Here is an 11905-nt window from a genome sequence, read left to right on the forward strand (position 1 = left end):
TTGGCTTCCGTGCGCCAATGGGTTTTCCGACACACTTGCTGCTTCCTGATCGCCAATCGTTTTGACCACCTTGAAGTCATCTCGGCACGCGGTTTGATGCGGGCTTTCTCGCTGGCGAGCATTGGACCAATGCCAGCACGCAGTGTTTTTCTTGCAGTGCCCACCCCCCGTTGGTCGGCAGGAAAGATAGCGTACCATTTGCGATCGGCAGATATGATCTGGCCACCCGCCGTTCCGAAAGAACCCATAACGGCTTTCAGATGCGCGAGGGCGTCACGCTTGGCGCCAGACCCTACCATTCTTTTGAACAAAGTACACGAACGGCAGCTGGCTCCACGTCCATCGGCTGGATATCGGAGAATCCACCACAGAGCAGGTTTACGGGAAATCTGATGTTCGAAGGCAACTAGGCAAATTTGTGCATTCGACGCCAGATTGAGCTAAGTTAATCCATTGACTAATCATAAACTCGCGGGTATATCGATTAACATGAAAGCTCAAATCGAACGACGCGCTAAAAACTCCGTTGCTTTAAGCGACGTTGCTCGGGTGGCAGGTGTCTCTACGGCGACGGTTAGCCTTGCCCTGCAGGAGGGTTCGCGAATCTCGGCGGCCACGCGGGAGAAGGTCCGTCGCGCCATGGAGCAGACTGGTTACCGATACAATCGGTTTGCAGCCAAGCTCAGGACGGGCCAGTCGAAAACGATTGGTCTGATGATTACCGATATAGCGAACCCGTATTTTGCCGCGTTGGCAGCCGGTGTTGAGACGGTGCTTTATCGGAGCGGTTACATGACGTTCCTGGTCAATTCCAACGACGACGGCATTCGCCAGTCGATGCAGATCGAGAGGCTCCTGGAACACGGCGTCGACGGCCTCCTGCTAAGCCCGGCCGATGGTACTAATTTGGAGGAGTTAAACCAGATTCTCGGCGCCGGCACACCGATAGTTCAAATTTCGCGCTGGCTCTCCGGACTGTCTTGCGATGCGGTCGGCCCGGACAATCAGACGTTGGCGGCAGAGATGACGCGGCATCTTCTGAATCTCGGGCATCGCCGCATCGCCTTTCTAGGTGGCACCGAAGGCAGATCCGCACGAGTGGAGCGCCTGGCTGGGTACGCTCAGGCGATGGAGGAGGCGGAGCTGCAAGTGGAGGAGACGCTCACGCCGATGGCTGCGCCGACCCGGGCGAATGGCGCCTTGCTTCTTATCGAGATGATGGCGCTTGAATCTCCGCCTACAGCAGTCATTTGCTATCACGACCTCATGGCGCTGGGTGCACTTCAGGCCGCGAAAGACATGGGGCTCGCGGTAGGTTCCAAGTTCGCTGTCGTTGGCTTCGACGATATTACCGAGGCTGAGCTGTCACGCCCGTCGCTGACCACTGTTCATATAGATGCAGAAAATATCGGGCGGGCTGCGGCAACGCGTCTCCTTGCGAGACTTGAAGGCGACGAGAGCCCGCCGAGCCGGATCATGGTGCCCGCCCGCCTGGTCGTGCGTGATTCTTGCGGAGGCTACCTGCGCAACGCAGCAGTGTCGCACGACATTAGTTGACTTACTTATTAAGCCATTCAGGGAGGATGTGATGGTATCTACGAAGCAGTTTTGGTGTTCGGTGTTATCAGGCGCGTGTGCATTTTTAATGCTGTCGCCGGCCGCATACGCGACCAACGAAACAGCAGAGAAAAAAATCGCCTTTTCCAATTCCTTTGCCGGAAACTCGTTCCGGCAGGCGATGGTCAAGAGCTGGGAGGCCGGCACGGAGGCGGCCAAGGCCGCAGGACTGATCGGGGGTTCGACCGTCATCAGTGCCAACAACAACGCGACTGAACAGGCCGCACAGATACAGAACCTGATCCTGGAAGGCTATGACGCGATCGTCATCAATGCGGCCTCGCCAACAGCGTTGAACGGTGTAGTGAAACAGGCCTGCGATGCTGGAATTATTGTGGTTGCGTTCGACGGCGTCGTCACAGAGCCGTGCGCCCACCTAGTGAACTACGATTGGGCGCGCGTCGGCCGCACCCAGGTTGAGTATCTCTCGCAGCGGCTCAAGGGGAAGGGTACCCTGCTCGAAGTTCGTGGTATTGCGGGCAACTCGGTAGATGACGACATTGCGGGCGGCGTGAAAGCGGCGCTTAAGGCATCTCCAGACATGAAGATCGCCGGCACCGTTCATGGCGATTTCACGCAGACAGTTGCGCAGAGAGAGGTCGCCGGCATCCTTCCGAGCCTACCTGATATCGACGCCGTCGTGACGCAGGGTGGTGACGGATATGGCACCGCTCGGGCGTTCACTGGAGCCAACCGCAAAGAACCCATCATCATCATGGGAAACCGCGAGGATGAGCTTAGTTGGTGGAAAGAACAGAACGACAAAAGCGGCTATGAGACCATGTCGATCTCAGCGACCCCGGGTATCTCGATGGTGGCATTTTGGGTGGCGCAGCAAATTCTAGCTGGAAAGGACGTGCCGAAATTTGTCGAATTGCCGTTCCTTCGAATTGACCAAGGCGATCTCGACGCTTGGCTGGCCGTGACGGAAAAAGGTGGAGTTACCAACCCGAATTATTCGCAGGATTGGGTAGCATCGCTGATTGCCGCCAATGCCAAAAACGAAACGCTTCCGCCGATTCCAGCTCCAGTTGAGTAACCACGATGAACTTAGCTTTGAAAGAATGGGCCGTGGCAGATGCCGCGGCCCGCCGGCCGGCGATTTCTATATTGGGGGTTTCACGCTCCTTCGGTGCTGTGCGCGCGCTGTCGGACGCAACGCTTTCGATTTCGTATGGCGAGAAACTGGGAATTGTTGGTCACAACGGCGCTGGCAAATCGACGCTAATGAACGTGCTTTCGGGCGTTCATCGGCCGGACTCCGGTGAGATTACTTTGGACGGCCAGTCCTACTCTGGCTTGTCCCCGCGTCAGGTACATGAACTCGGTATTCGCTGTATATTTCAAGAACTGTCATTGTGCCCGAACCTGACGTCGATCGAAAACACGTTGATTCGACATACCGAAGTGGCAGGGTGGGGTTGGCAGAAGCGCGCGAGGGCGCTGATCGAGAAATCCCTGCAACGCATCTTTCCGGGACAAAATATTGATATTCACCGTCCTCTGGGCGAACTCACGATCGCCCAGCGTCAGATGGTTGAAATCGCGGAAGCTTTTGCAGGCTCTGCATCAAAATGCAGGCTCGTCATCCTTGATGAGCCCACCAGTTCGCTCGATGCCAAGGCTGCCGACCAGCTCATGACATTTATCGATATCGCGTCCCGCGAAGGAACAGCCACTATACTGATTTCCCACAGACTGCACGAGATTCTGAGACACACCGATCGCATAATTGCGATGGTCGACGGGCGCATCATTGCAGACGCATCATCGAAGGAGTTTTCACGTCAAAGCCTTGTTGCGGTGATGGGCCACCTCGATACAGAACCGGTCCATGCTGCTTCCAAGCCAAGGGCCAACTCGGCCACCGATTTGGTTTTGAAAGCGCGAGATGACGACGATGGCGCGCTTGGCTTGGAGGTTCACAAAGGGGAGATCGTCGGCTTCGCTGGGCTGGATGGCCATGGTCAGCGGCATACCCTGCAGCAAATCTTCGACGCCGCATCTAAAGGACAGGCTGGGCTAAATAGGGGCTCAGCAGCTTATGTCGCCGGCGACCGCCAGACCGAAGGCGTGTTCCCCGTCTGGTCGGTCAGTGAAAACCTCACGGTGCGCGCGCTGCGGGATATCTCAGTGTGGGGTTTGATAGATGTTGGTCGCGAGCACCAAATGGTAGTGGACTGGTTTAAGCGCATTGGGGTACGAACAGGAGGTCCCAATGCGGCTATTGGCACCCTGTCGGGCGGCAACCAGCAAAAAATCCTCTTTGCCCGGGCTTTAGCCAGCAAGGCATCACTCATACTTCTCGACGACCCTATGCGTGGCGTGGACGTCGGCACCAAAAGTGAGGTTTATGCTCTTATCCACCGCGAAGCCGCGGAAGGTAGATCTTTCATCTGGTACTCAACAGAGACGGAAGAGCTTAACAATTGCGACCGGGTTTACATCTTTCGAGAGGGAGAAATCGTCGCCGTTCTCGAAGCAAATGAAGTCAATGAAGAAAACATACTGCGCGCTTCATTCGCCGATCGCGCAGTTGTAGGGAGTTCACAATGATGAGCTCGTTTGTCGGCCGCAAGGCCAGTATCCTGCGCTCTCTCTTGCCGGTGACGGGATTGATCGCGGTGTTGATCGGGGTTTATTGCTACCGGCCGAATGCTATGAACTACGTCGGCTTAGGCCTGCTTCTGACATACGCAATGCCCGTCGCGCTCGCAGCCTTTGCTCAAATGTTTGTGATAGCCGCCGGCGACATAGATCTTTCCATCGGTAACTTCATCAGCCTGATAACGTGTATCGTTGCAGCCGTTATACCAGGATCGCCGATTTTTGGGTTGGCGTTGCTGGTATTGCTAATATTGTGCTATGGTGGCTTGGGTGTACTCATCCACATCAGACGTCTGCCATCAATCGTTGTTACGCTTGGCTTTTCCTTCATCTGGCTGGGAATCGCAGTGCTGGTCTTGCCGCGACCAGGCGGTCTCACGCCCGAATGGTTGAGCGCTCTTTTGCGTCTTCGTACGCCACTTGCTCCATTGCCTGTATTAGCCCTGCTGATTTTCGCGATTGCCGGTTATCTTGTTTTGAACCGCTGGTCATACGGAACTGTGCTGCGCGGGGTCGGTGGCAATGCCAGGGCGGTGTCGCGTGCAGGATGGTCGGTGCTCTTGGCGAAGGCCACCCTCTATAGCTTTGCGGGCTTTTTTGGGGTGTTGTCCGGGGTCGTACTTGCTGGAATTACGACATCCGGCGACGCCAACCTAGCGCCCAACTACACGTTGCTCAGCGTTGCAGCCGTGATACTTGGCGGCGGCGAATTCGTTGGCGGTAAAGTATCACCCGTCGGCACGATTATCGGCGCTGTGACGTTGGTTCTCATGAATTCACTTCTGACCTTTATGAATGTTGGCTCCGACTGGCAGTTAGCAGCGCAAGGGTTGATCCTCATCGTTGTTCTGGCGGTGCGGGCGGCAATCTCACACCTCGAAACCAGGAGTGTACGCGATGCGCGCATCACCTTCGGCGCTAGTTGAAAACATGCGGCAACAGCCGTGGATCTATTCTTTCATAGGCGCCCTTGCGGTCTGGTTGCTGACACTTTCCCTCTCTGGCGGAGTCGGTGCCGTTCAGTCGTTGCAAGCGGCAATGAATTTCGCGATGTTCTTTGCAATCGTTGGCCTGGGGCAAATGTTTGTCATCAGTGCCGGGCCTGGCAACATCGATCTTTCGATTCCGAGCGTCATGACGCTTGCGGGGCTGCTTGCTATGTCCGTGATGCAACAAAACGATGCTATGGTTTTGCCAGGTTTGGCTTTAGCCTTGGCTGTCGGTGCCGTCATTGGTGCTGCCAATTACGTGCTGATTATACTGTTGCACATACCGCCAATCGTGGCGACTTTGGCGATGAGCTTTATCGTGCAGTCGACCGCCATCTATGCTGGCGGAGCGGCAACGATGAAGCCACCAGCTATTTTCATCGCAATTGCTATGTCCCGGTTCTTCGGCATTCCCATCCTGCCCGCGATTATGGCGATTGTTGCCGGTCTAATGGTCGTTGTCTTGCGCAGAACGCTGTTCGGCCGGGGATTGCTGGCAGTCGGTCAGAGCGCCCAGGCGGCGTGGCTCGCCGGAATCGATTCGAACCGGATTCGCCTTTACGTTTATGTATTGTGCGGTTTTATGGCAGCGCTTGCTGGTGTATTGCTTGCGGCATTTTCAGGTGGGGCTTCCCTTGACATCGGCAGTCAGTATCAACTCGTCTCGATCGCTGTCGTGGTGATCGGCGGGACGAGTGTTTTGGGCGGAAGGGCTTACCCTCAGGGTGTGTGGGGAGCAGCACTTTTCCTCTACGTCCTCATAAACCTTCTGAACCTGGCAGTCGTAAGATTTGGTCTGGGTACAGCAGGGCCCGGCATCAGACTCATTCTCACCGGACTTATGATTGTCGCGATTGTCGCGATCGCACGTCAACCTGACTAAGCTAATGGAGCATACAATGAAGCCTGAAGTCGTCCTCGTTGGCCCGCTAATGGACAGCGTAATGTCGGAACTCGAAACATCCTACCACGTTCACCGTCTCTATGATCCTTTAACCATCGGCTCCATCAATACAGAAAAGATTCTGGCTGTCGTTACCGACGGTGCTCTCGGAGCCGGACGGTCGCTTCTCGAACGCTTTCCGAAACTTGAGTTGCTGGGTGTTTTCGGGGTTGGCCTGGATGCCGTCGATCTCGCATATACGCGCCATACGGGTATATCTGTAGCCAATACGCCCGACGTTTTGACCAACGACGTGGCCGATTTGGCTATCCTGCTTATGCTTGCCGTGGCAAGGGGGCAGATCGTTGCGGACCGTTTCGTACGCGACGGTAAATGGGGGAAAGAAGCTCTGCCGTTAGCCTTTCGATTCACCGGTAAGGAGGTCGGCATCCTCGGCCTGGGGAGAGTCGGCAGGGCTGTGGCCAAACGATGCGCTGCCTTTGATTGCGCAATCAGCTTCGTCGATCCTTTTGCGTCCGAGACATCAGGCCTCAAACGTTACGGCGACCTACGCGAAATGGCCGCCAATGTCGACTTTCTGGTGGTCACCGCTGCAGGTGGGTCCGAGACAGGCAAGATCGTGGATGCCGAAATTCTTGACGCACTCGGTCCAAAGGGCGCATTGATCAACGTTTCTCGCGGCAGTATCGTCGATGAACAGGCGCTGGTTGACGCCCTTTTGTCCGGCAGGCTCGCCGCTGCTGGTTTAGATGTCTTCGCCAATGAACCTTGTGTGCCGAAAGAACTTTTCACGATGGATCAGGTCGTGCTGACACCGCACAGGGCAAGCGCGACTGTAGAAACCAGAGAGGCCATGGGCCGGTTGCTTCTTGACAATCTGGCAGCTCACTTTTCAGGTAAGCCACTGCTTACGCCGGTGATCTGATGACCGAAGAACGGCATCATTCCAAGGCCACTTTAAAACTGACGCATCGGGGCGTGCTTGCGGCGCTGAACGCGGCCGCCGATGCAGCAGAGGAGATTGGCGTACCGCAGTGTGTCGTGCTGGTTGACGCGACGGGTACAACCCTTGCTTCGCTGCGCATGGACGGCGCTAAATTCCTTAGCCTGCGCACCGCCAGCCGTAAGGCAATTACCGCAGCGTCAGCTCGTTCTGCGACTGGCGACATGGATGGGATCAAGTCGCTCCGCCTAGCTGTTGCAACCGACGGTGATTTCATCAGCCTCGAAGGTGGCCTACCTATTTTTATTGGAGGCCATCTTGTCGGCGCAATTGGCGTAGGGTCCGGTACGGGCGCGGAGGACCTGACTGTCGCGCGCGCCGCCATTGCCGCGATCGATGCCGCGGCGGAAACGCCATGACCGGGAGATCGAGGATTGCATTTTTAGGCACCGGATTAATGGGGGCGCCCATGGCCGAAAGACTGCTAAGCGCCGGCCACCAGCTTACTGTCTGGAACAGGAGCCCGGAAAAGCTGATCAGGCTAGCAGAACTGGGCGCCCTTGCGGCCGACAGTCCCGCTGAGGCTGCGAAAGGGGCGGATGTCATTATACTTATGCTTGACACTGCCGACCGCACCTGCCGACTGTTGTTCGACAGTGGCGTTGCCGATGCCTTGCAGCCTGCTGCGCTGGTCATCGACATGAGCAGCAACACTCCCGAAACAGCCCGCGGCTGCGCAGAGCGCCTCGAATCGAGCGGAATCCATCATCTGGATGCACCGGTATCTGGCGGGACGGTAGGAGCACGCAATGGGACTCTCGCAATCATGGTTGGTGGCACCGATGCTAATTTTGCGCGCGCGCAATCTCTGTTTGCCTCACTGGGTAAGGCGACGCACGTAGGACCTAGCGGTACCGGACAGCTGGCCAAGCTCGCCAACCAAATCATCGTAGCCATTACAATCGGTGCAGTGTCGGAGGCTCTGCTCTTCGCCAAGATGGGGGCTGCGGACCCAGCGGCTGTGCGCGACGCCCTGTCTGGAGGCTTCGCTGACAGCCTTATTCTCCAACTTCACGGAGATCGAATGATTAAACGCATGTTCCAACCGGGCGGGACAGTCGGTAATCAAATCAAGGATCTTGACGCCGCGCAACATGTCGCCGCAGCGCATGGCCTAAAGCTGCCATTGCTTAATGCCGTGAATTCGGCATTTCAGGAACTTGCAACTGGTGGAAATACGCACCTGGACCATAGTTCATTGTATCTCTGGTTGGAGCGCGTCAACGAGGCTGTCGTCGAACCAAACTCTCTTGGAACAGAACATGGCTGATTTTGAAGTTTTGGACGAGCGCTTCCGCAAGTTTTTCATGGGAAACGCGCCCGTCGAGCGCCTTGCTACAGGCTTCCGCTGGCTAGAAGGACCCGTGTGGTTTGGTGATGCTCAACACCTCCTGTTCAGCGACATTCCCAATGACCGCATGCTCCGTTGGACGGAGAACGCAGGAGTGAGCGTTTATCGCCAACCAGCCGGTTTCACGAACGGGCATACACGAGATAGGGAAGGCAGGCTCGTCAGTTGTGAGCATGGCAGACGTCGTGTCAGCCGCACCGAGCTAGACGGCCGCGTCGTGACGCTTGTCGACCGGTTTGAGGGAAAGCAATTAAACTCACCGAATGACGTCGTGGTCAAATCCGACGGCACGATTTGGTTCACCGATCCGCCCTATGGGATTATGAGCGATTACGAGGGCGACAAGGCAGAAAGTGAAACGGGACAGGATGTCGTCTATCGATACGATCCAGACACCGGGTCGATATCCATTGTTTGTACCACTGCCGTCAAACCAAACGGTCTGGCATTTTCACCAGACGAGCGGACTTTCTATCTCACTGACACTGGCGGCACGCACCAGCCGGGGCTGCCCGGACGCATTTGGGCCTTTGATGTGGAGCGCAATGGTCAAGCACTAGCGAACAATCGCATTTTTGCAACGATAAGAGCGGGCTTCGCAGACGGCTTTCGCTGTGACGAAGACGGCAATGTCTGGACCAGTGCAGGTACCGGGGTTGAGTGTTATCTGCCTGACGGTACCTTGATAGGTCGCATCGATGTCGGCGAAGTCGTCGCCAATGTAGCGTTTGGCGGGCCGAAGAAAAACCGCCTGTTTATCTGTGCCTCGACGTCGCTCTACGCCGTCTACCTGAACGCCCGTGGCGCGCAAAAACCATGAAGAAGTCGCAAGAACGAAGCGTTACCCGGTTAATCGTCATGGGTGTCTCCGGGGCGGGTAAGACAACCGTCGGGGACGCCATTGCTACGGCACTGTCAGTGCCCTTCATTGATGGCGACAAACTACACTCGGAAGAAAACATTGATAAAATGGCTCAAGGGATTCCTCTTACGGACGAAGAGAGATGGCCATGGCTTGACCGGATCTCGCAGGTCATTTGCGACCTAGATCACGTTGTGGTCGCCTGTTCCGCACTGAGGAAGGTTTATCGCGACCGTTTGCGCGCGAACGCCGGGCAGGACCTGGCGTTTTTGTTTCTGGACGGTGGTTCGAGCATACTGAACCTGCGCCTAACAACGAGGGAGGGCCATTTCATGAAGCAGTCGATGCTGGAAAGCCAGCTCCTTACATTAGAGCGCCCCATTGGCGAACCCCTCGTCCTAACTTGCAGCTTTGATGATCCGGTCCAGCGGATTGTGAAGCAAACCGTCACGTGGGTGGAAGGCATTGAAAAGTGAATTTGGACTTGTGGTGCCTGAGCCGATCCCAGGACCTTTCCGACCATAAGGTGGAAATGCGCGATAGGCGTGTTTCCTTGTAAACGCGACGGGCGTGCGGAAGCACGCAACTGGATACGCCGGCTGTCGCCAAGCAGTTTTCCTCGGCCGTTCATCGAGAAAGCAATCTATGTCACAAGCCGTGTCGCGCGCGTGCGCACTGGGTTTAGGGCAAGCTGCACCCCTGACTGCACGGGAATAAGAGAAGAATCGTCCGAAGGGCTTTGTTTTACTGGCGCAACTTGGCGATCACTTGGGATGTTTTTGGTAAAGCTAGTTGTCTGGGCGGTGGCGGGGGTCAAGGTTTGGAAGCTCTTGTTGGCCTGTTAGTCACTTGTATTGCTCCCGATCGGGAGCGTAAATAGAATTTGCTCCGCCGATGGAATTGGTTGTGGCAACAGACATGTTCGTTCGGTCTTAGTCAGTGCCGTCTTCGGGCGAAGATCGCGCAGCCGTGCGTCGCCACTAATCAGTGACGGGTGTAACAGCCAACGCTATTGTCAGTGATCCTCCTCTGGCCAACTCTCAAATCGACGCTTACCCGCGTTCATGCTGCTGTTACGATCGACAAATATGGATATGCGAATATGAATATGCGAAGTGTGTGGGAGATGAAATTGAAGAGAGCGCTCACTTTTATCAGTCTGCTAACGGCGATTTTCCTCGCACCGTTCGTGTCTGCTCAAACTCGCGGCAATCCGGCGTTGCTCGGCGAGATAGTTTTTCCGACGGGCCTAAAAATCTCCGGAGTCGAATTTGGGGGCATCTCTGGCCTCGACTTCGATGCCGAGAACGATGTCTACTACGCGATTTCAGATGACCGGTCCGACAAGGCACCAGCGCGGTTCTATACCTTGAAGGTCGCTATGGGCGCCGAGGGGATTCGCGGCGTCGACATCGTCTCGATGCGCCTGCTGCTCAATGCGGCAGGAGAACCATTCGCAACGAAGGACGTGGACCCGGAATCTATTCGCTTCAATCGCACGACGAGCACATTTTACTGGACGAGCGAAGGCGATCTGAACGGCAAACCCGCAGTTCGCGAATCGCGTCTCGACGGAACCCTGGTACGCGAGTTCATCTTGCCGAACGCTTATGTGCCAAATGCCGAGAAGACGCTTGGCATCCAGGACAACCTATCCTTTGAAAGCATGACGATTTCCCCAGACGGCAAAACCCTTTTGGTGGGCACCGAAAATGCTCTGGTTCAAGATGGAGGCAAGGCTAGTCTTGAAGCCGGAAGCCGCTCACGTATCATCGTGTTCGATATTGCCTCAGGGAAGGTCATCACCGAATACGTCTACGAGACTGATCCGATTTTCACCAAAGCGACGCAAGAACCTTATTGGAATGACAATGGCTTGTCGGAATTCGTTGCGTTAGGCAACGATCTATTCACCGTGGAGCGGTCCTTCGCTTTGGGTGTTGGCAGCCAAATCAGCTTCTATAGGGCAAGCTTCGAGGACGCTACGGACGTCACGGGCAAAGTGTCCATAAAGGCCGAGCAGGCCGTTGCATTGAAAAAGGAGCTTGTGCTGAAATTGGGCGAAGGAGATTTTGGTCTCGACATAGACAACATCGAGTCCGTGACCTGGGGGCCGGAGGTTGCGGGCCGCAAGACGATGATTGTGGTCTCCGACAACAATTTCAACCCATTGCAGTTCACGCAGTTCATCGCTCTCACGTTCGATTCGCCTGAGGACTAGGGGCTGGACCTATTCGTTTGGGCTGTGCACTAGTTCAAAGCCACTCGCGGAACCGCGAACGCAGCAGCCCCTGGCCATGATCGGAGGTCGCTAAATGCAGCACTTAAGTGGGAGATCCTAACTGAAGTGCAACACGCCGGTTTTCAGGGTAGGGGTTCAGCCTCCCTCTTGCAAATGTGCCCGGAACACTTCGGCCGGCGTCTTGTAGTCGAGGCACTTTCTCGGCTTGTCGTTGAGATGGCGAGCAAGCTGGATGAGCTTGCGTTGCGACACGCCTGCAAGGTCGGTATCGCCTGGCATGTATCGACGGATGCGCTTGTTGATGTTTTCCACGGCACCTTTCTGCCACGG

General features: G+C 55.9%; 12 protein-coding genes and 1 pseudogene. 11 read left to right on the forward strand and 2 right to left on the reverse strand.

Annotated features, from left to right (window positions below):
- Nucleotides 1-171: 171 nt before the first annotated feature.
- Nucleotides 172-311 (reverse strand): annotated as a pseudogene (locus tag BLU15_RS41080) (IS3 family transposase); the annotation flags it as partial.
- Between the two features lie 178 nt (nucleotides 312-489).
- On the opposite strand from BLU15_RS41080, the gene BLU15_RS36650 reads away from it, so the two are divergent.
- The 11 genes from BLU15_RS36650 to BLU15_RS36700 all read left to right on the forward strand — a co-directional run bounded on the left by BLU15_RS36650 (nucleotide 490) and on the right by BLU15_RS36700 (nucleotide 11554).
- Nucleotides 490-1557 (forward strand): LacI family DNA-binding transcriptional regulator, encoded by a 1068-nt coding sequence (locus BLU15_RS36650; RefSeq protein WP_143034344.1) that lies wholly within the window; start codon nucleotides 490-492, stop codon nucleotides 1555-1557.
- A 31-nt stretch (nucleotides 1558-1588) separates the two neighbouring features.
- The gene (locus tag BLU15_RS36655) at nucleotides 1589-2656 is read left to right on the forward strand and encodes an ABC transporter substrate-binding protein (protein ID WP_090302180.1); all 1068 of its coding nucleotides are present in this window, start codon (nucleotides 1589-1591) and stop codon (nucleotides 2654-2656) included.
- A gap of 5 nt (nucleotides 2657-2661) precedes the next feature.
- Entirely contained in the window at nucleotides 2662-4173 is a 1512-nt protein-coding gene (locus tag BLU15_RS36660; protein ID WP_090302181.1) for a sugar ABC transporter ATP-binding protein, read from the forward strand.
- Entirely contained in the window at nucleotides 4173-5150 is a 978-nt protein-coding gene (locus tag BLU15_RS36665) for an ABC transporter permease (RefSeq protein WP_090302199.1), read from the forward strand. The genes BLU15_RS36660 and BLU15_RS36665 overlap by 1 nt, the downstream gene beginning before the upstream one ends.
- Nucleotides 5122-6096, forward strand: a complete 975-nt coding sequence (locus tag BLU15_RS36670) for an ABC transporter permease (RefSeq protein ID WP_090302183.1) — start codon at nucleotides 5122-5124, stop codon at nucleotides 6094-6096. The genes BLU15_RS36665 and BLU15_RS36670 overlap by 29 nt, the downstream gene beginning before the upstream one ends.
- A 16-nt stretch (nucleotides 6097-6112) precedes the next feature.
- Nucleotides 6113-7042, forward strand: coding sequence for a 2-hydroxyacid dehydrogenase (locus BLU15_RS36675; protein WP_090302185.1), 930 nt, complete (start codon nucleotides 6113-6115; stop codon nucleotides 7040-7042).
- A complete protein-coding gene (locus BLU15_RS36680) occupies nucleotides 7042-7479 on the forward strand; it encodes a GlcG/HbpS family heme-binding protein (protein WP_090302187.1) in 438 nt (145 codons plus the stop codon). Before BLU15_RS36675 ends, BLU15_RS36680 begins: the two co-directional genes overlap by 1 nt.
- A complete protein-coding gene (locus BLU15_RS36685; RefSeq protein ID WP_090302189.1) occupies nucleotides 7476-8390 on the forward strand; it encodes an NAD(P)-dependent oxidoreductase in 915 nt (304 codons plus the stop codon). The genes BLU15_RS36680 and BLU15_RS36685 overlap by 4 nt, the downstream gene beginning before the upstream one ends.
- On the forward strand, nucleotides 8383-9291 hold the full coding sequence (locus BLU15_RS36690; RefSeq protein ID WP_090302190.1) for an SMP-30/gluconolactonase/LRE family protein: 909 nt from the start codon (nucleotides 8383-8385) through the stop codon (nucleotides 9289-9291). Before BLU15_RS36685 ends, BLU15_RS36690 begins: the two co-directional genes overlap by 8 nt.
- Nucleotides 9288-9809, forward strand: coding sequence for a gluconokinase (locus BLU15_RS36695; protein WP_090302192.1), 522 nt, complete (start codon nucleotides 9288-9290; stop codon nucleotides 9807-9809). Before BLU15_RS36690 ends, BLU15_RS36695 begins: the two co-directional genes overlap by 4 nt.
- 656 nt (nucleotides 9810-10465) lie before the next feature.
- Nucleotides 10466-11554, forward strand: a complete 1089-nt coding sequence (locus BLU15_RS36700; protein ID WP_244546946.1) for an esterase-like activity of phytase family protein — start codon at nucleotides 10466-10468, stop codon at nucleotides 11552-11554.
- Nucleotides 11555-11710: 156 nt separating this feature from the next.
- On the opposite strand, the gene BLU15_RS36705 is transcribed toward BLU15_RS36700, so the two are convergent.
- Nucleotides 11711-11905: IS30 family transposase (locus BLU15_RS36705; protein WP_143034345.1), on the reverse strand; the 195-nt coding region annotated here is incomplete at its 5' end.

This window comes from Ensifer sp. YR511 (genome assembly GCF_900103045.1).
GTDB lineage: Bacteria > Pseudomonadota > Alphaproteobacteria > Rhizobiales > Rhizobiaceae > Ensifer > Ensifer adhaerens.